Below are 19,721 nucleotides of genomic sequence, written 5' to 3' on the forward strand. Positions count from 1 at the left end.
AAAGGCGGAAGCTTGCGCTTCCGCCTTTATCTGTTCCGGAGAACGCCGTGGTCAGCCGAGCCGGCCGGCGGCGTGGGCGAGCAGGGTGTAGACCAGCCCGGTCTCCGAGGTCAGGTAGCTGCGCAGCGTTGCGGCGCCGCGGTCGTCCTGCGCCACGTCGTCGAGCAGCCGCTCGAACTCGGTGACATAGCGGTCGACCGTCTGCTTGAAGCCGCGGTCAGAGCGATACTTGCGGCTGACCTCGTCGAATGCCTTCTGGCCGGCGGGGGTGTAGAGCCGCTTGCTGAACGCCTTGCGTTCGCCGCGCTGGTAGCGGTCCCACATTTCGGCGGCGAGGTCGCGGTCCATCAGCCGGGCAATGTCGACGGTGAGCGAATCCAGCGGATTGCCGCTGCTGCTCGGGCGCGCGGCCGGCTGCGGCGCCGGGCGGGGCGCGCGCGGCGGTTCGGCGTCGGCGCGGTTGAGCAGCCCGGACAGCCAGCCGTCACCGCTCTGGTCGGTGCTGGGGCTGACCGGCGGCGCCTCGGTGCGGCGCGGCGGTCCCATCGGCACGCCGAGGTCCGGCGGCGGCAGCGTGGCGCTGCTGTCGCGGCGCGGCGCGGGGCGCGGGGCCGGGGCCGGCTCGCTGCGGCCGCCGACGGCAAGGATCGCCGGCTCCTCGTCGCGCTGCTGGTAGGCGCGGCTGCTGCTGCTGCCGGCGCTGACCACGTCGAGGCCGCGGCCGTGGCGGGCCACGATCCGGTTCAGCTCGGCGAGGGCTTCGATCTGGTCGACGATCACCTTGCGCATCTGCGAGGTGCTCTCGGCGGCTTCCTGCGGAATCTCCAGCACGCCGCGGCGCAGCTCGCTACGCGTCGCCTCGAGCTCCTGCTGCATCTCGGCAGCCATCTGCTTCATGCCCTGCACGACGGCGGCGAACCGTTCGGTCGACTGCGTGAACATGGCATCGGCGTGCTTGATGCTCTGCTGATAGATCTCGTTCATGGTGTCGGCGGTCTGGCGCCGCTCGTCTTCGGCCGCAACTCGCACCGCCTCGAACTGGCGCGAGATCGCGGTGGCGCCGACGCCGGCGGTTTCCGCCACCACCCGCGCGATGTCGCGGGCGCGGCCTTCGGCGGCGGCGAGCGACTCGTCGAGCAGGCTGGTGAAGCGCGACAGCCGCTGGTCGAGGTCGGTGGTGCGCAGGTCGATCGTCGTCACCAGCGATTCGAGGTCGGCCTTGCGCTCGGACACGGTCTGATGCGTGCTGCGGTTGCTCTTCTCGACGAGGGCGGCGGCGTCCGTCAGCATCTGGCCGTGGGCGGCGAACTGGCCGGACAGCGCGCCGAGGTGCTCCAGCGCCTTCGAGGTCTTGGTGGTGAAGACGCTGAGCTGATCCTCCAGCGTGCTGGTGGCGACGCCGTTGCGCGAGGTGACGTCGTTCATGGTGGTGACGAAGTCGGCGACGCGCGTCACCAGCGCCTGTTCCAGCGAGTTGAGGTTGTCGTGGGCGCCGGTCAGCACCTCCTGCAGCAGGATGTTGCCCTCGCGCAGCCGCTCGAACAGCGCGACCGTGTCGGTGCGCAGGATCTTGCTGGTCTCCTGCATCTCGGTGACGGCGGCGCTCGCCACCTGGCGCGACTGGTCGATCGCCGCGCGGGTGGTCTGCTCGATGTCACGCAGCGACTTGTTGATCGCGCCGGTGGCGATCTCGCTGGCGTTGGTGATGGTGCGGGCGAGATCGGCGCTGTTCTTGACGAGGCCCTGCGAGAACAGCGTGCCCTTGTTCTCGATCGCCTTCAGCGCGTCGTCGGTGACGCGCGTGATGTCGATGTTGATCTGGTTGCTGCGGTCGCCGAGCGCCTGCACCAGCGAGCCGCGCGAGGCGTCGATCATCTGCGCCAGGCGGTCGGTCTGCTGCTTGACGCCGGTCACGATCTCGTCGGTCTTGCCGAGCAGCACGGTGCCGAACTGGCCGGTCACGGTGATCACCGAACGCTCGATTTCGCCGGACGCCGACTTGATCCTGGTGGTGGCCTCGCCGGAAGCCGTGATCATGCGGGCGCTCGCCTCGTTGGAGGCGGTGGCCAGCGCGGCGCTGGCCTCCTTCGAGGCGTCGATCAGCGCCGCCTTGGTGGCGTTCGAGGTCGCCAGCAGCGAGGCGCCGACGTCGCTCGAGGTGTTGGTCAGCGTGCTGCTCGCCTGGTTGGAGGCCGCGACGATGGCGTGGTGCGCCTCGCGCGAGCTCGACTGCAGCGCCTCGCTGGCGGAAGCGGCGACCGTGCCGATGACGCGCTCGATGTCGGCCGAGATGACCTTGATCTGGGCGGCGGCGTCGGAGGAAACGGCCGTCAGCGTGCTGTGGGCGTCGCGGACGCTCGCCACGATGGACTCCGCGGTGGAGCTGCCGGCATAGGCAACCGAGCGCTCGATCTCGCCGCTCAGCGTCTTGATGTTGTTGGCCGCTTCCGACGAGGTCATCAGCAGCGTGTTCTGTACCTCGCGGGCGCTGCTGAGGATCGCGGCCGCGGTGGCGTTGCCGGCGGACGACAGCGTCTGCTCGATGTCCGCGGTCAGGCTGCGGACCTGGCTGGTGGTCTCCGCGGTCGCCGACAGCAGCGTGCTCTGGGCCTCGCGGGCCTTCGACAGCACGGTTTCCACGGAGGCAGCGCCGGCGGTCGACAGCAGGTGCTCGACCTCCGCCGACAGGCTCCGGGTCTGGGCGTGGGCGTCGGACGACATGCTGACCAGCGTGCTCTGCGCTTCGCGAACGCTCGCCAGCACCGCGTCGGTGGTGGCGGCGGTGGCGGCCGCAAGCGCCTGGGCGATCTCGCCGGACAGGGTGCGGGCCCGCGCGGTGGCCTCCTCCGCGCCGGCGACCAGGGCGACATGGGCGTCGCGCGAGCTGTTGAGCAGCGCGCTGGTGGTATTGGCGCTGGAGGCGGTGAGGGTCTGCTCGGCTTCCGCGGCGGCGCTGCGGATCTGGGCGCTGACGTCGCCCGACACGTTCAGCAGCGATTCGTGGGCGAGGCGGGCGTTGTTCTGGATCGAGTCCGCGGTGTTGCTCATCAGCGCGAGCAGCGAGCGCTCGGCGTCGTCGACGCGGGCGCGGATGCCCAGCGTGAGCTCCTCGGTGCGGGCCACCAGCACGTCGCTGGCCTGCCGGCCGGTGGTCTCGAACCGCGTCGCGACCGTCTCGATGCGGGCGCCGAGCAGGTTCTCGAACTGGGTGACGCGGGTCTCGATGTCGCTGGCGACCGCGCCGGCGCGGCTCTCGAGGCCGTCATGGATCGCCTGGAAGCGGGCGGTGACGGTGTCGGCGAGATGCGCGGTGCGGCCGTCGACGGCCTCGGTGAGATTGGCGATGCGCTGGTCGATGGCATCGATGGTCTGGTGGGTGCCCTTGGCCAGCGTCGAGGTCAGGGTGGCGATGCGGCTGTCGAGCGCATCGGTCACGGTGTTGACGCGCTGGTCGATGGTCTCGATCGCATGCTGGGTGCCCTGGGTCAGCGTCGAGGTCAGGGTCGCGATCCGGCTGTCGAGGGCGTCGACCGCATGCGAGGTGCCGTCGGTCAGCACGCTGGACAGCGTCGCGGCCTTCTCGTTCAGCGCCTCGACGGCTTGCGCGGTGCCGCTGCTCAGCGTGGTGTTGAGGTGGTTCAGCCGGCTGTCGATCGAGGCGGTGACGGACTGGGCACGGCTGTCGAACGAGGTCTCCAGCGCCTTGAGACGGCTGTCGACGGCGTCGTCGAACGCCTTGATGCGGGTATCCAGCGACAGGTCGAGATGGGTGACGCGGGACTCCAGCGTGTTCTCGAACGCGGCGAGGCGCTGGTCGAGCGTGCCGTGGATGTCGCCGGCCTGCGCAGTGACGCGGTTGTCGAAGGTGTCGACATAGGTCTTCAGCGTCTCGGCGATGTGCTGGGTGCGCTGGCCCATGCGGTCGACGATCTCGCCACCGAAGGTCTTCACGGTGCGATCGAACTCGGCGATGTGGCGGGTGATGAGGGCCCCGAGGTTGCCGCTGTCGCGTGCGAACCGCTCGGCGAGCTCGGCGCCCTGGTCGCGCATCAGCTCGTCGAACGCGTTCATCTGCGAGCTCAGGCTGTCGTGCGCGGCCTCGGTCTGGCTCACCACGCGGGCGACCAGGGTGTTGACGGTGTTGTCGAGCGAGGCGCTGGCCTTGTCGCCGCTGGCGGCGATGCGGCCGGCGAGGCGCTGGCCGGCGTCGTCGACCTTGCTGGCGAGGTCGCCGCTGCGCAGCTCGAGCTCGAGCAGCAGCGATTCGCTCGAGGTCTTCAGCGAGTCGTGCATCTGCTCGGTGCGCTCGGAGATGCTGTCGACGATGTTGGCGGACTGCTCGGCGAACTCGCGGGTGACGCGGTCGATGCGCTCGTTGAGCATGTCATGGACGCGGTCGGCGAGGTCGACGAATTCCTCGTGCACCGCGCCGGTCTTGAAGTTCAGGCTGGCGGTCAGCCGCTCGCTGGCGTCGAGCACCGCGCGCGTGGTCTGCGAGGAGGCTTCCTCGAGGCGGTCGAGCAGGTCGCCGCCGCGCTCGCCGAGCGCCAGTATCATGGTGTCGCCGGCGTTGCTCAGTGCCTGGGTGATGTGCTGGCCGCGCTCCTCGAGCGCAGTGGTGATGGTGCGCGCGACCTCGTCGACGCGGGAAGCAATGGCGTCGCTGATCACCGCGATGTCCTGGCGCAGGTCGATCTGCACGCCGGAGATGGCGCTGCGGACCTGCTCGGCCTGGCCGACGAGGTTGTCGCGCTGGTGGGCGATGTCCTGCAGCAGGGCGCGGATGCGCACCTCGTTGTCGCTGTAAGCGCGCTCCAGCGCCGCGACCTCGTTGGCGACCAGGGTTTCAAGCTCGCCGGCGCGGGCGATGGCACGCTCGATGCCGTCGCCCATCGCCGCGACCTCGCGGCGCACCGCCTGGCCGACGGTGACCATGGAATCGCTGGTGGCGCCCTCCGGCTCGGAGAAGCGCACCGCCACCTGCGCCATCGACTGCGCGATCATGCGCAGCTCCTGGCCACGCCAGGCGAGGTTGGCGAGGAAATAGAACAGCAGGATCGGGGCGACGAACAGCGCGATCAGCCCGACCAGCGCCAGCGTGCCGCCGGGGCCCTGGCCGATCAGCGCCTGCAGCGACGGCAGGAAGCTGATGATCAGCAGGCCCGCACCGGTGATCCAGATGCCGGAAAACAGCGTGGCGAGGGTGTAGAGGTTGCGGCCGGGGCGGCCCTTCTGGATCGCCTGCAGCAGCTGGCCGATGGTCTCGCGGTCGTCATTGGCGGCGCGGCGCGGCGGCAGTTCGTCGCTCGCCGGGAACATCGGGCGGTCGGTGGGCGACAGCGGCTTGTCCTGGAAGGGGTCGGCGGCGGGCGCGGGCGCAGCTCCGCCGTCCTGGCGCGAAGACGCCTCCCGCTGCGGCTCGCCCGGGGCCACGTCGCTGATGTTCAGCGCTTCCTGGATGGCCGAGAGAGCAACTTCGGTGGGGTCTTTCACCTTCTTCGGAGTATTCGCCATGTCAGTCTACGCCCTTGGTTTACGCGTCGGGGATCAGGCGGACGGCGGCAGAGCCGTGTCGTCCGCGGGTTCCCCGGGGGGAGGGTGCGAAGCGAAGTCGCTGGTCGCCGTCAGAACGTCTGCCGGCAAAGTGAACACCGGTTTGCCGCGGAAAACGTTCGTCTTGTCACGTCTTGCACACGTTCAGGTCGCAAAACCGGTACCCACTTCTGCGGAACGTGCGCTCAAAGCTTGTCCCCTACTTCTCCGAACATCCTATTGGCTCGATGCCTCGAATGAAATGGTCGGCGTTAAGAACATTTTAATCATCGTTAACGGCGGTTAGCGTAACGCCTTCTAACTGCACGAAATTCCAAATCGCTATTGGATTTCCCGGGTTCCAGCGGGCCAAATTGTGGCGAATTGGCGTCATTTTGGTGCAACGAACCGTTAACCACCAGCATGTTTGGCTGGTCGCGTTTCGGCCGGCGGCGTTCGCCATGGGCCGGAACCATGGACCCGCATATGGCGCACTCGTTCGAACGGATCATCTGGATGCCCTCGCCGCCGCTCGTGCCCGACGACGCGCCCATCGACATGGCCCATCTGCGCCGCATGACCATGGGCGATGCCGACGTGGAACGCGAGGTGCTGGCGATGTTTGCGGCGCAGGCGGTCGAGCTGACCGAACGGCTGGCCAAGGCCCCGGCGGAGGCTGAGCGGCTGGCGCATACATTAAAAGGGTCGGCGCGGGCGATCGGCGCTTTCCGGGTGGCGGAAGCCGCGGCCGATCTCGAGATGGCGATCCGGGCCGACCGGCCGACCGCCGCGCCGGTCCAGGCGCTGCGTGGGGCGGTGGCCGAAGCCCGCGGCGCCATCGATCTTCTGCTCAAACGCTCTTAAGGCCTCGCTCCCAGCGCTGCGGGGCCGCCTGCGGCGACAAAACCCTGGGTTCGGTGCTGGCGTGGGGCGATCGGACCCGTTATACGACTGCCATCTTTCCCTTTCCGGCAACACGAGTCGTCATGGTCAAAATCAATTTTGTCGATCCTGCGGGCACGACCCGTTCCGTCGACGTCGATGCGGGGGCAACCGTCATGGAAGCCGCCATCCGCAACGCCATCCCGGGGATCGAGGCTGAGTGCGGCGGCGCCTGCGCCTGCGCCACCTGCCATGTCTATGTCGACGCGGCCTGGCAAGAGAAGGTCGGCGCGCCGACGCCGATGGAAGAAGACATGCTCGACTTCGGCTACGACGTGCGGCCGAACTCGCGGCTGTCCTGCCAGATCAAGGTCACCGCAGAGCTCGACGGCCTCGTCGTCACCACGCCTGAGCGGCAGGCCTGAACGACGGGCTGCGCCCTGCCTGCCGTCGCGCGCCCGGATCGTCCGTCGCGTCGGACAGACGAGGGCCGGCACATCACCGGGCGCTGTTCACTGGACGCTGTCCGTCAGCCGACACTCGGTTGGCGTCATCCCGAACGCGCCGCGGAAGATGCGGTAGAACATGGCGATGCTGTCGAAGCCGCACGCCAGCGCGGTCTCCGACGCTCCTGATCGGGCGATGACGCCAGCTGCCGCCGTGCGTCCGCAAGCCGCATCGCCGTCATCGTGCGCGACACGCTCATCCCTGTCGGCGCGAACACCAGATGCAATTGCCGGATCGACACGCCGAGCTTCGCCGCGATCATCGCCGGCGTCAGGCTCGGCCGCCGCATGGCGCGCATCTCGCACCGATGATCGAAGCGCTCAAGCGGCGAAAGATCATCGCGCTCGAACTGGATCAAGGGTTCAGGCGCTCGGCGCGCGCCGCATCCAGGGCTGGAATTTGGCGATGACGTCGTCGGTGAGCGGTGCCGGCTTGCGGGTGTGGCGGTCGACCAGCACGGTGATCGCGACGGCCGAGGCCGCGCAGATGCCGTTGTGGAAGATCACCTGGTCGTAGGTGACCGAGGTGCGCCCGAGCCGCGACACCGCAAGGCCGAGCTCCACCGTACCCGGCCAGTGCACCTCCGCCTTGAAGTCGATGGCGAGGTGGGCGAGCACCCAGCTGAGCCCCTCCGGCATCAGGCCGAAAGCAGGCGCCCGGATCAGCGACACCCGGCTGGTCTCGAAATAGACCGCAAAGCTGGCATTGTTGACATGCTGATTGGGATCCTGGTCGCCGAAGCGCACATTGTCCGTCAAGCGGTAGGGGTAGTCGTCGAGGCGGATCACGGGCTTGGACGAACCGGGCTGGCTCACGCGAAGGTCTCCGGAAAATCAGGGCGTCGAACGCCATCTTTCTGGCCGAGACGGCGGCCGCCCGCAAGGGGCCGCCTGCACGCCCGCCGGCAGCGCTGGACAGGGCGAGCGCTCTCGTCGAAGATGCAGGCAAGGATGTTCTTGCCCGACTGCATTTTCCCCAAGGAAGAAGATTGAGCAATGAGCGAGCCGATCAAGACTGATGTGCTGATTATTGGTGCCGGGCCCTGCGGCCTGTTTGCGGTGTTCGAACTCGGCCTTCTCGACATGAAGGTGCATCTCGTCGACATCCTGGACAAGATCGGCGGCCAGTGCGCCGAGCTCTATCCGGAAAAGCCGATCTACGACATTCCCGGGATCCCCATGGTGACGGGGCAGGGGCTGACCGACGCCCTGATGGAACAGATCAAGCCGTTCAACCCGACCTTCCACATCAACGAGATGGTCGAGACCATTGAGAAGATCGGTGATCCCTTGTTCCGCGTCACCACCGATGTGGGCAAGGTGTTCGAGATCAAGGTGGTGGTGATCTCGGCGGGCGGCGGCTCGTTCCAGCCCAAGCGGCCGCCGGTGCCGGGCATCGAGGCCTATGAGGGCACTTCGGTGTTCTATGCCGTGCGCAAGATGGAGCAGTTCCGCGACAAGAACCTGCTGATCGTCGGCGGGGGCGATTCCGCGCTCGACTGGACGCTCAACCTGCACCCGATCGCCAAGCACGTCACCCTGCTGCACCGGCGCGACGACTTTCGCGCCGCGCCGCACAGCGTCGAGCAGATGCGCGCGCTGGTGCGCGAGGGCAGGATGGATCTCAAGCTCGGTCAGATCACCGCGCTCGAAGGCGAGGGCGGCCGGCTCTCCGCCGCGGTGGTCAAGGGCAACGACAACAGCACCTTCAAGGTCGCCTGCGACACCATCCTGCCGTTCTTCGGCCTGACCATGAAGCTCGGCCCGGTGGCCAACTGGGGCGTCAAGCTCGAGAACAACCTCGTGCCCGTCGACACCGAGGCGTTCGAGACCAACGTGCCCGGCATCTTTGCCATCGGCGACATCAACACCTATCCCGGCAAGCTCAAGCTGATCCTGTCCGGCTTCCACGAGGGCGCGCTGATGGCGCAGAAGGCGCACCGTTACGTCTATCCGGACAAGCGCCTCGTGTTCCAGTACACCACCTCATCGTCGAGCCTGCAGAAGAAGCTCGGGGTGGGGTGATCGGCCGAGACGAAAGCGTGATTTGAAGTTTGATCGACGCAATCCGTCACCCTGAGGTGGTCCGGCCCTTCACGCCTGCGGCGTGCCCCGGAATGACAGAGCCTCTTTCAGGGATCGTCATTCCGGGATGGCGCGAAGGGCCAGACTTAGGAATCTCGATCGACGCGTCAACGGCGGCGCCAGAGACCCCGTCACAGGATCGCACCCGCGGCGCTTGCAGTCGCCGCAGCCCCGCGCGCGGCGGCAGGTTCGCGGGCAGCCGCACATCCCAGACGACGCCGAGTCGCGCCAGCGCCACCAGCACCCACCAGCCGGGATCGATCTCGCCGTCTTCGTGCGCCAGCCGCGCCGATCCCGGGAAGGCGTGGTGGTTGTTGTGCAGGCTCTCGCCCATGGTCAGCAGGCTGACGTAGCTGACATTATAACCTTGGACGCCGGCGCCTTCGATGTGCCAGCTCCGTGGTCCGCGGTTGTGGGCGAAGTAGCCGACCAGCCAGTGGCCGACCAGCGACAGCGTGACCCGCACGCAAATGCCCCAGATCAGCCACGGCAGGCCGCCGACGGCGACAAACAGCAGCGCCCACGGCGCCTGCTGCAGCATGAAGGTGCGGTCGAGCAGGCGGTAGAAGCGATCGTCCGCGACGCGCGGTTCGATGTCGAGGCGCGGCGGATGGTCGAGCCGCAGCTCGCAATGCAACTGCCACCAGCCGTCGCGCCAGATCGGATTGCGGTGGGCGAGGAAGGCATGGCAGGCCGGCTTGCGCTGCGCCCAGTCGCGGATGTCGTGCTGGCGGATCATGCCGGACGGCCCGGCCATGCCGACTAGCGTCCCGAGATAGACGAACAGGTGCTCCAGCCACTGCGGGCAGGCATAGGCGCGATGGATCAGCCGGCGATGCATGCCGAGCGAATGTCCCAGGCAGATCGTGACCGCCGTGGTGGCGAGGAACAGCAGCACGGCGCCGGGCGTGACGAACAGCGGGCCGCCCATCACGGCGCCGAGCGCCATGGCGGTGATCCATAGCGATTTCACCGGTGACCACACGACGCGGCCGGCGACCGCATCGGTCACGGCGCGCTCGGTCATGCGCGGCGAGCGTTCCATGGCGATGGCGGCGGCATCGCGGTCGGACGGCGGGCGGAAAGGGGGCGGCATGGCCGGCGTCACAACACTGTGCGGCGGGTGGGGAGCGGGCATCATGGCGGCAACTCCTTCGGGCCACAAGATCGCCTTGCATATTTCCAGTTCATTCATTAACTCATGAGTTAATCAGTAAATCAATGCGCAGCGGAGAGGCGGTTCGCCGCAGCGGGAGACCGGCCGGGCATGACGGTGGATAAGATCTTCGAGGCGCTGTCGTCGCCCGCGCGGCGGCGAATCCTGGCGTTCCTGTCCAAGACCGACATGACCGCCGGCGAGATCGCCGAGCGGTTCAGCGCGCTGATGTCGGCGCCGGCGGTCTCAAAGCATCTCTCGGTGCTGGAGAATGCCGGCCTGATCTGGCGCGAGAAGCGCGGCCAGAACGTGCACTATGGGTTGAAGGAGGATGCGCTGGCCGGCACGCTGGTGCATTTCCTCGCCGAGGTCTGCCCCCGCTCGCGGCCGTTCACCAGAGACAGTCGCCGCAAGGCGACAGCGAAGTCGCCGCGCGGCGGCGAGGGGTGAGACAAGGGATGGGGCTTGGCCGCGCTACGGCCGCACGGGCGCCAGCGGCAGCTGCTCACGGATGATCGTGCTCGGCTCGGCGCCGCCCAGCCCGAGCACGTTCGTCATCGCCGGCAGCGCGGCGTCCGCCATCGCCGCATGGCCTTCGGCGGTCGGATGGATCGCGCCGCCATAGACCGCCGACAGCACGCCCCAGGTGGCGTCATGGATATCGGCGGGCAGCGCCGACGACGACACGCCCTGCGGGTAGGTCATCGCCGCGAAATAGCTGTCATTGGCGTCGCGGATCCAGCGGGCGCGCGGCGCGTAGGCGCGGAATTCGCTGGCGCCGCGGCCGCAGGTCAGCGGCGTCGACGACGCGGCCACGATATCGGAGGTGAAGCTCTCGCCGGTCGCCGAGAAGCACTGCTTGTCGAACTCCGGATCGCTGCTGCTGCGGGCGCAGAAGCCGTGATCGGCGAAGGCCTGCTGGTGCTGGTCGACGAAGGTCATGCGGTCACTCGACGGATCGCGGCACAGCACACCGCCGTCGCACAGCGCGAGGTCCTTCAGCCGCGGCAGGAATTCACGCTGCACATACGCCGCCACGCGCTGCAGCCGTCCGGGATCGGCGTTGAACGAGGGATGGATGTCGAAGCCCGCCGGGCCACCGGGGCAGGGCACGCCGCCCGTCAGCGCCGGATTGCCATACGAGGTATAGACGACGTGGGCGAGATCGCCGCCGACGAGCGGCTTCAGCGCCTCGCGCAGCCGCGCGAAGCGCTGCGGCAGCTCGCGCTGCAGCGTCGCGCGGGAATCGTCGAGCGAGCCCAGCACGCCGGTGCGGCGGAACAGGCCGCGCTCGGTGGCGCCGTCGACGATCACGTCGGCGACGAGGCCGGAGAAGTCGATGTCGTTGGCGCCGACCGACAGCAGCACGAGATCGAGCTGGCGCGACGGCTGCCGGCGCCTGGCGGCGGCGAGCGCGTCGCGCAGTTGCGACAGCTGCGCCTCCACGGTGCCGGTGCAGGTCACCGCGTTGCGGGTGAACAGGCATTCGCGGGCGCGCTGTGAGCCGAACAGGCCCTCGGTGATGGTGGCGCCGGTGCAGGCGAGCGGCAGATAGGTCACCGCGATGTGCTGATATTGAGAGGCAAGCGCGATCGCCGCCCGCGTCTGGTAGCTGTAGAGCGAGCGGTGGCAGGCCGGGTTGAGCCACTGCGCGCCGAGCAATTGCCACGTGCGCAGGCCGCTGCCCGAGGTGTCGCCGCCCTCGCAGGCCCGCGCGCCCTTGAAGTTGGCGCGGCCGGGACGGAAATACTGGTTGGCCGGACCGCCGAGATAGGACTGGAAGCAGAAGCCGTCGTCGGACAGCGCCACCGGCTTGTCCGGATTGCCCTCGCCCGAGGCGATGGAATCGCCGAGCCCGGCGATGAAGATGTCGCGCACCTCGATCTGGGTGGTGACGCGCTGCGGCGCATCGGCGCTCGACACGTCGACGGTCGCGGTGGTGGGCCGGCCGTAGCGGGCGCGAAAGTTGATCGGCTCGGCGCAGTCGACGGTGGACTGGCGCGGGCCGTCGCCGTCGTCGAAGGTCCAGGCGCAGGTCGCGCCGACCGGAATGGCGCCGGCGAGGCGCACGGTCACCGGGTGCTCGGTCGGCGTCAGGTAGCTTTCCTTGACGCCGTCTCGGGTGCAGGGCTCGCTGATCCGGCCGGTCGGATCGATGCACAGCCGGCCGACCGTGTTGCGCGCCCAGCCGCGGCCGTCGCTGCGGACGGCCAGCGCGTCCTCCGAGGCGAGGATGCTGCCGGCGCGCAGCGTCTCGGTGTGGATCAGGAAATCGCGCTCTTCCCGGAACAGGCGGAAGCGGTTGCGCACCTCCCATGAGATCTGCAGCGCGCCGTCCGCGCCCTGGGCGACGGCGGCTTGCGGCATCACCGCGCCGGCGACGAGCACGGCGCCGAGCACAATGCGGCGCATGGCGGTGTGCAGCGAAGGCGACATCGCAAAGCGGAGCGCTGCGCCGGCGAGGGGAAGGGGACGGACGGTCATGGCGCTATCAAGGACCGGCTTGAGGCAAAAATGAGGGAGGCTGTCACTCGGCCGGGTGGGGCTGCTTCACCCGTTGCCGCACCGCCATGGCGTTGAGCGTGCCGGTGCGGCGGCGCTCGTTCCACGGCTTCACCACATTGAGCCACAGTTCGCGCACGCCCATGATCGAGATCGAGATCGCGAACGGGATCACGAAATACAGCAGGCGGAATACCAGCAGCGAGGCGAGCAGTTGCTCCTTGCCGAACTGCGGCAGCGCCACCAGCATCGCCGCGTCGAACACCCCGAGGCTGCCCGGGGCATGGCTGGCGAAGCCGATCAGGGTGGCGAGGATGAACACGACGGCGACCGAGACGAAGTCGACATGCGGCACGTCGGGGGTCAGGATGTACATCGCCAGCGCGCAGAAGCCGAGGTCGATCACCCCGATCAGGATCTGCAGCAGGGTCAGCGGCGCCGACGGCAGCACCACCTTCCAGCCGTTCTGGCCGAGCTCGCGGCGGCCGTTGGCCAGCCACACCAGGTAGATGACGATGCCGGCAATGCAGCCGAGCGCGATCAGGCGGTTGACGGATGCGGGCAGCAGGTCGATGGCGCTCGCGGCAGCCGGATGCCAGGCCATGCCGATGCCCAGCACGAACATGTTGCCGAGCCAGAACGTCAGGCCCGACAGGAAGCAGATTTTCGCGACGTCGATCGCGTTGAGGCCCCAGTCCGAATAGATCCGGAAGCGGATGGCGCCGCCGGTGAATACGGTCGCGCCGATGTTGTGGCCGATGGTGTAGCTGGTGAAGCTCGACAGCGCCGCGATGCGGTAGGGCACGTGCTTCTTGCCGATCGTGCGCAGCGCGAACAGGTCGTAGAAAGTCAGCGTGAAGAAGGCACAGATCACGCACAGCGCCGCCAGCGCGATGCGGCCGGGCGGGATTTCCGTCAGCGCGATCAGAATCACGCTGGTGTCCACGCCCTTGAGGGTGCGGATGAGCGTCGTGACGGCCAGGACGATGATCAAAACGCTGGCGGCGATGCCCAGCCGTTTCCAACCCGTCCGTCCCGTGAACCCGCGTTTCAGCGCGGTCAGCAGTCGATGCATTCATCCTCCCGGCAGGGAATGATACTGAAAAAAGCCGATTGAGCGAGGCGGCAAGCGGCTGCTGCGGCGATCATAGGGGAAACTCGGTTGCGAAAAAACCGGACACGAGCCCTCCTGGTTGCGGCCAGATGCGCCAACGACGAATACGGTAAATCCCGGCGGACCGGGACGGTGGACGGTCATAGGGAAGGCGCCATTAGCGCCTCGTTGTCAAGGATATAGGACAATGTTGCGGGTCAACCAGAGTGTCTGGCCGGGGCCTGCCACGCCGCTTGCACCATTGCGCATCGCAATCCCGACACATTGCCGCCGCGGCCGGTGAGGTGCTGTACATCACGCACGGGTCAGATGCCGCGGCCGGCGCGGGCGATATGGCAAATTCATGCCGATTTCGCGGAGGCGGTTCGGCAGGCGGAGGTTGTGGCGCCGCGATCCGCCACGTTCCGGGTGTCCGCAGCGGCGTTCTGACGCACCGCGGCCGCGGCAGGGCGATCACGCCCGGCCGGGCGCCGGATCAGATCTGCCGCAACGCAAAATAGGCGCCGCAGAACGCCATCACCGCGCCCTGCACCAGCGCCACCAGCCCGGCCACGACGCCGGCGACGGTCGGCACGGCACTGGGGGCGGAGGCCGCCTGGCCCGCGGCGGCGAGCAGCAGCACGCCGATCGCAATCAGGAATTGCCGCATCCGCAGCGGGATCTGGCCGGACGCCGCCCGCCCCATCAGCGAGGCGGTGACGTAGCCGCCGACGAAGGCGGCGAGCGCCACCAGCCACCAGCCGACCGCGGCGCTGGCGGGAATGAGGTCCCCGGTGTCGGAGCGCCACAGCGCGCCGAGATCGAGGCCGAAGCGTTCGGCGATCATGTGCACGGCGAGCGCGATCAGCACGCCGGACATCATCGCGCCGGCATGGATCAGATGTCTTGGAAACGGGGCAGCCTCGGACATGCCGCCTCTTAGCATGAAGGGATGGCGGGTGTCCCGGTTCCGCGCACCGCTGCGCTATTTCGGCTCGACGCGCATGAAGATGTCGCGGTCGCCGGGCCAGCGCAGCCGCCAGCCGAGGCGGATGTCCCGCGCCTCGCCGGCGGCGAGGTCGAAGCTCCACGCCATCACGCCGCGCTTGTCGGCGACCGACTTGTCGGTGGGCGGGGTGTTGGTGGACAGCGGCTCAACGGTGATCTGGGTGATGTCGGAGACCGGCACGCGGTCGGTCACCGTGATGCGGATCGGCGTGTCGTGCAGGTTCTTGACGGTGGTCTTGAACTCGGTCACCTGCGTGCGCGCGCTGTTGATCCAGCCGGGCTCACTGTCCTTCTGGCGCAGCGGCACCCGCGTCACCTTGATGCGGTCGTCGCGGCCGGCGCCGAGCGTCGCCTTGTCGCCGGGGGCGACCAGCGGGAAGCGGCCCTTGCCGACATAGACGCCGTCGCGATGGATGCTGACCTCGCCGGGCAGCAGCGGGGCGTCGTCATTGTGGGTGAAGGCGATGTCGAGAAATGCCGATGCGTCGAGCGCCGGCGAGGTGCGGCCGATCAGCTCCGGCGCGAGGTGCGTTTCGCTCAGCGTGAAGGTCTTGGGCGAGCCGTCGCGCGGCACGCTGACACGGCCGGGCACCTTGAAGGAAGCCTGGAAGGCACCGGCCTCCAGCGTCGCCAGCACCGGTTTGGCGGCCATGGCCTGGTCTTCCGCGCGCGGTGCCGGCGCCGCGGGTGCGGGCGCGGCCTTCAGCCGCTGGGCGGCGGCGCGCTCCTGGGCGCTGCCGCCGAGCGGGACGACGATATCGTCGAACGACACGATCAGCGGCGTCACGTCCGGTGCCGCCGTGCCGCCGATGGTGCGCACGGTAGAGACGGACAGCGTCGCCTGGTCCCAGTCCTCGCCGGTGCGCTGGGCGATCTCGGCGCGGCGCACCAGGTCGAGCGCGGCCGCGCGGTCCTTGGCGCCGGTGTCGAGGCGGGCGTCGTAGCGCGGCGTCCAGGCCGCCTGGGTGACACGGTAGGTGAGGGTGAGACCGGCCTTCAGCGGCGCATTCGCCGCCACCGCGATGACCACGTCGCGCTTTGGTGCGCCCGGCCGTGCCGGCACCGGCCGGGCCTGTTCGAGGGCCGTGAGCTGGTCGGCGAGCTCGCTCTGCCTCGCGCGCACGACGCGGCTCTCCTCGTTGACCTTGGCGAGCTCCTCGCCGACGGTGTCCCAGGCCGTCTTCCAGTGCGCCGGGTCGAGGCCCTTGTCGTCCTTGCCGACCTTGGCCGGATCGAATTCACTGAAGCGCACGATGCTCTTGCGCTTGACCTCGAGGGCGTCGAGCCGCGCGGCGACCTTGCCCTGTTCCTCTTTCAGCGCGGTGATCCTGGCCTCCAGCGCCGGGTCGAGCGCCGGTTTGGCGTCGCCCGGGGACAGCCGCGTCTCCACCGCGCCGATCGCAAGCTCGCCGTCGGCGGTCGCCTCGACACGCACCGAGGCCGGATCGAGCACGGCGGGCAGCCCCTTGATCAGCACGGTCGAGGCGCCGGGCGGGAGCGTGAGCTCGGCCTGGCGGCTGACGATGGCGCCATCGGGAAACACCACCACCGAATCGATGCGCGACGCGGCGTCGATATCGGCGGCATGGGCCGCGCCGGCGGCCAGCGGCGCCGCGGCGGAGAGCAGGGCAAGGGCGGTGATGCGCATGAGATGACCTCTTCCGAAATGTCTTCAAGTCCCCGGCCGCATTGATCGCGGACAATCCGGCGGCTTGGCGGCGGCGAAGCGGCAGGAAACGGACGCGCGCGCTGGCGCGCGAATTGCGCTTCGCGCACAGCTGCGACACCATGCGACCGTTGCATGACGCGAAAATGATTGAGGTCGATGCCAAAGTCCGATCCGGCCACCGCCGCGGGTGAGAGTTACAGCTACCGGCCGTCGCTGGTCGGCGCGGCCCGCAGCTTCACGCTCACCGACGAGGGGCTGGCGTTTCGGGCGGGGCTGTCGTCCGGTATCTGGCCCTATGCGGCCATCGCCGCGATTCGGCTGTCCTACAGGCCGGTGTCGCAACAGGCGCACCGCTACCGCGCCGATCTTCGCAGCGACAGCGGTCGGCGCCTCCACCTGCTGTCGGCGAGCTGGCAGACCGCGGCGCTGGTGGCGCCGCAGGACGCGACCTATCGTGGCTTCATGCTGGAGCTGCACCGGCGCATCGCCGCGGCCGGCGGCCGGCCGGCGCTGACGACAGGCCTGCGCCGTCCATTCTATCTGCTGGCGCTCGGCGCCACCGTGCTGATCGGCGCATTGCTGGCCGGGCTGTTCGTGCGTGCCGCCTGGATCGGCTCGGTCGCGGGCATGCTGTTCATGGTGGGCTTCGCCGCGCTGTTCGCCTGGCAGATCGGCGGCTTCCTGCGGCGCAACCGGCCGCGCACCTACACGCTCGACGACGTGCCGCGCGAGCTGTTGCCGTGATGTGTCGAAGGGGCTCCCGTCGTCCTTGGAGTCCTTGCTCCGCGTCAGTGCCGCACCACCAGCACCGAGCATTTGGCGTAGCGCACGACATGGCCGGCATTGGAGCCGAGGAAGTAGGTGCGCATCGCCGGGCGGTGCGAGGTCATCACGATGAGGTCGGCATGGATCGCCGCGGCCTCCTCGAGGATCTCGTGATAGATGCCGCCCTGCCGTACCACGGTGGAGATGCGGGCCGGCTCGATGCCGGACTCGGAGGCCACGATCTCGAGCGCTTCCTCGGACGATTGCCGCTGCTGGCTGTCGAAATCGGCCGGCACATATTCAGCCAGCATCACCGGGGTCAGCGGCAGCACATTGAGCAGGCGCACGCTGCCGTTGAAGGTCTTGCTGAGCGTCGCCGCGGTGGCGATCGCCGGCTTGGCGAGATCGGTGTCGGCAAGATCGATCGGGACGAGAATGCTCCTGAACATCGGCGTCTCCCTAGTGTCCCGGTTCTAACAYTCGCATCACTTTGCGGCGGGCTCTTTGCGAATGTTAGAACCATAGGGACACTAGCAAATATAAGATTCTAGTGTGGTTTTGGATCTGACATTCGCTTGATGGACTCGCGGCGATACTGAAGCGAATGGAACTCATGCAAGCCGGGATTGTGGGCGACCACCAAAAGGCTCTGCGGGTCGTCGCCGACCGCCGCGCGCACGATGCCGAGCAGGCCGCCGGCATCCGCGCCATAGAGCTCGTCGAGGTGATCCACGGTGACCTCCGGCCATTCCTTCGAGACGATGTCCCAGGTCTGGCGGGTACGCACCGCGGTGGACACGAAGGCCTGCGCCGGCACGAGGCCGTGCTCGGCGATATAGGCACCGATCTCCTGCGCGTCGCGGTGGCCGCGCTCGTCCAGCCTGCGGTCGCGGTCCCTGCCGGTCGGGCCGTCCTTTTCGGTCTTGGCGTGGCGGAGCAGCAGCAAGCGGCGCATGGGCGGGTCCCGGCGGGGCCGGCGCGCATGCCGACCGAGGAAAGAGTGTATATCGTCTTGCGCGTGACGTCCCCGAGGCGGCGTTCGTCACGCGGAACGACAATGACGGTCATGCGAATCGCACTCGCCGCGCAGCGGTTGCTCGGGCGGCGCCATCGACGGCGTGACAAGCGGCCACGCTAACCGTAATAGGGAGCCGTGACGATGACCCGGGAAAACGACGTTGGGGATAACGCGCCGCCGGCCGAGCCGGCGCGGCCGCGGCTGACATTCGACCTCGATGTCGATGTCTGCGTGGTCGGCGCGGGCCTCGCCGGATTGACCGCCGCGCGGGAACTGGCGCGGCAGGGCATGAGCGTCGCGGTGCTCGAGGCGCGCCGCGTCGGCTGGAACGCGTCCGGTCATATGCTTGGCACGGTGATGCCGGGCTTTACCACTCCGATCGCCGACCTGATCGCGCGCGTCGGTTTTGACGATGCCCGCGAGCTGTGGGGGCTCGCGCAGCAGGGCGCGGACTACGTCCGCGACGCCGTGGCGGCGGGCGCCGTGCCGGCGATCGAGGCCGAAGGCGCGCTCGAGGTCTCGACCGTCGACAGCGGCGAGCAGCTGATCAGCCGCCTGCAGACGCTCGGTGAGGATTTCGGCGTCGAGGTCGAGGGCTGGCAGGCCGATCGCGTGCGCGAGGTGCTGCGCACCGCGCGCTACTTCCATGCCATTCACTTCCCAAGCGCGTTCGCGATCGACGGCCGTCGTTACGTCCACGGCCTGGCAATGCTGGCCGAGCAGGCCGGCGTGTGCATCTTCGAGGAGACGGCGGTGGTCGAGCTCGATCTCGCCGGCGTGCGCAAGCGCATCGCGACCCCTGAGGCGCGGCTGCGCGCCGGGCAGGTGGTGCTCGCCGGCAGCGTCCACCTCGGCGCGCCGCATCAGCGCCTCGCCGACACGCTGCTGCCGGTGTGGCGCCATGCGGCGGTCACCGCGCCGCTCGGCGAGCGGCTGCGCGAGGTCATGGCCTATGCCGGCTCGGTCGGCGACGCCGACGGCCTCACGCACTATCGCATCGTCGACGGCGACCGGCTGTTGTGGCTGGGGCCGGAAAGCACGTGGCGCGGCGATCCGGCGGCCGCGCCGCGACGGATATCTCGACGCGTGTCCTGGGCCATCGCCCGCCAGATTCGCACGCTCTATCCGGCGCTGGGCCCGGTCGAGATAGCGGAGACCTTCGGCGGCGTGATCGGCCAGACCGTCCATGGCATGCCCCAGATCGGCGAGCTCAGCCCCGGGGTCTGGGTCGCCAGCGGGTTTGGCCGCCAGGGCCTCAATACCTCGGCGATGGCCGCGCAGGTGATCACGCGCGGCATCCTGCACAGCGACGACCGCTGGCGGCTGTTCGCGCCGTTCGAGCTGGTATGGGCCGGGGGGCGGATGGGGCGTTTCGCCGGGCAGGCGGTCATCACCTGGTCGCGCGGCCAGGCCTCCGCCGCCGGCGCGCTGGCGCGCTATCGCGAGCGGGCGCGGGTGCGGGCAAGCCTCCGGGAGGAGCGGGAGGCGGCGAGCCGGGCCGCGGC

General features: G+C 68.8%; 15 protein-coding genes. 6 read left to right on the plus strand and 9 right to left on the minus strand.

The window, feature by feature from the left end:
- Nucleotides 1–51: 51 nt before the first annotated feature.
- Nucleotides 52–5,514: a hypothetical protein gene (locus AB4Z37_RS27550; RefSeq protein WP_441519900.1), complete on the minus strand. Its 5,463-nt coding sequence runs from the start codon at nt 5,512–5,514 to the stop codon at nt 52–54.
- Between the two features lie 504 nt (nt 5,515–6,018).
- On the opposite strand from AB4Z37_RS27550, the gene AB4Z37_RS27555 reads away from it, so the two are divergent.
- Nucleotides 6,019–6,396 (plus strand): Hpt domain-containing protein, encoded by a 378-nt coding sequence (locus AB4Z37_RS27555; RefSeq protein ID WP_441519901.1) that lies wholly within the window; start codon nt 6,019–6,021, stop codon nt 6,394–6,396.
- A gap of 122 nt (nt 6,397–6,518) precedes the next feature.
- Nucleotides 6,519–6,839 (plus strand): 2Fe-2S iron-sulfur cluster-binding protein, encoded by a 321-nt coding sequence (locus AB4Z37_RS27560; protein ID WP_441519902.1) that lies wholly within the window; start codon nt 6,519–6,521, stop codon nt 6,837–6,839.
- Between the two features lie 444 nt (nt 6,840–7,283).
- Here AB4Z37_RS27560 and AB4Z37_RS27565 read toward each other — a convergent pair whose 3' ends face one another.
- Nucleotides 7,284–7,736 (minus strand): acyl-CoA thioesterase, encoded by a 453-nt coding sequence (locus AB4Z37_RS27565; protein ID WP_441519903.1) that lies wholly within the window; start codon nt 7,734–7,736, stop codon nt 7,284–7,286.
- Between the two features lie 180 nt (nt 7,737–7,916).
- Here AB4Z37_RS27565 and AB4Z37_RS27570 point away from each other — a divergent pair, with 180 nt between their 5' ends.
- The gene (locus tag AB4Z37_RS27570; RefSeq protein ID WP_441519904.1) at nt 7,917–8,945 is read left to right on the plus strand and encodes an NAD(P)/FAD-dependent oxidoreductase; all 1,029 of its coding nucleotides are present in this window, start codon (nt 7,917–7,919) and stop codon (nt 8,943–8,945) included.
- Between the two features lie 46 nt (nt 8,946–8,991).
- On the opposite strand, the gene AB4Z37_RS27575 is transcribed toward AB4Z37_RS27570, so the two are convergent.
- Entirely contained in the window at nt 8,992–10,146 is a 1,155-nt protein-coding gene (locus AB4Z37_RS27575; RefSeq protein ID WP_441519905.1) for an acyl-CoA desaturase, read from the minus strand.
- 126 nt (nt 10,147–10,272) lie between these two features.
- Between AB4Z37_RS27575 and AB4Z37_RS27580 the strand changes: the two genes are divergently transcribed.
- On the plus strand, nt 10,273–10,611 hold the full coding sequence (locus AB4Z37_RS27580; RefSeq protein WP_441519906.1) for a metalloregulator ArsR/SmtB family transcription factor: 339 nt from the start codon (nt 10,273–10,275) through the stop codon (nt 10,609–10,611).
- 24 nt (nt 10,612–10,635) lie between these two features.
- Here the strand turns inward: AB4Z37_RS27580 and AB4Z37_RS27585 are convergent, their stop codons facing one another.
- The 4 genes from AB4Z37_RS27585 to AB4Z37_RS27600 form a co-directional block, all read right to left on the minus strand.
- Entirely contained in the window at nt 10,636–12,573 is a 1,938-nt protein-coding gene (locus AB4Z37_RS27585; RefSeq protein WP_441519916.1) for a hypothetical protein, read from the minus strand.
- A 115-nt stretch (nt 12,574–12,688) separates the two neighbouring features.
- A complete protein-coding gene (locus AB4Z37_RS27590) occupies nt 12,689–13,738 on the minus strand; it encodes a lysylphosphatidylglycerol synthase transmembrane domain-containing protein (protein ID WP_441519907.1) in 1,050 nt (349 codons plus the stop codon).
- A 514-nt stretch (nt 13,739–14,252) separates the two neighbouring features.
- Nucleotides 14,253–14,687 (minus strand): hypothetical protein, encoded by a 435-nt coding sequence (locus AB4Z37_RS27595; RefSeq protein WP_441519908.1) that lies wholly within the window; start codon nt 14,685–14,687, stop codon nt 14,253–14,255.
- A gap of 54 nt (nt 14,688–14,741) precedes the next feature.
- On the minus strand, nt 14,742–16,412 hold the full coding sequence (locus AB4Z37_RS27600; protein ID WP_441519909.1) for a mucoidy inhibitor MuiA family protein: 1,671 nt from the start codon (nt 16,410–16,412) through the stop codon (nt 14,742–14,744).
- A 177-nt stretch (nt 16,413–16,589) separates the two neighbouring features.
- Here AB4Z37_RS27600 and AB4Z37_RS27605 point away from each other — a divergent pair, with 177 nt between their 5' ends.
- A complete protein-coding gene (locus AB4Z37_RS27605) occupies nt 16,590–17,177 on the plus strand; it encodes a hypothetical protein (protein WP_441519910.1) in 588 nt (195 codons plus the stop codon).
- A 44-nt stretch (nt 17,178–17,221) separates the two neighbouring features.
- Here the strand turns inward: AB4Z37_RS27605 and AB4Z37_RS27610 are convergent, their stop codons facing one another.
- Both AB4Z37_RS27610 and AB4Z37_RS27615 read right to left on the minus strand, forming a co-directional pair.
- Nucleotides 17,222–17,647 carry a universal stress protein gene (locus tag AB4Z37_RS27610; RefSeq protein ID WP_441519911.1) on the minus strand — a complete coding sequence of 142 codons (426 nt, stop codon included), beginning with the start codon at nt 17,645–17,647 and terminating at the stop codon, nt 17,222–17,224.
- 98 nt (nt 17,648–17,745) lie between these two features.
- Nucleotides 17,746–18,153, minus strand: a complete 408-nt coding sequence (locus AB4Z37_RS27615; protein ID WP_441519912.1) for a SixA phosphatase family protein — start codon at nt 18,151–18,153, stop codon at nt 17,746–17,748.
- Between the two features lie 204 nt (nt 18,154–18,357).
- On the opposite strand from AB4Z37_RS27615, the gene AB4Z37_RS27620 reads away from it, so the two are divergent.
- A partial coding sequence (locus AB4Z37_RS27620) for an NAD(P)/FAD-dependent oxidoreductase (protein ID WP_441519913.1) occupies nt 18,358–19,721 on the plus strand: 1,364 nt, incomplete at its 3' end.

This window comes from Bradyrhizobium sp. 2TAF24, from assembly GCF_052115025.1.
Classification (GTDB): Bacteria; Pseudomonadota; Alphaproteobacteria; order Rhizobiales; family Xanthobacteraceae; genus Bradyrhizobium_A.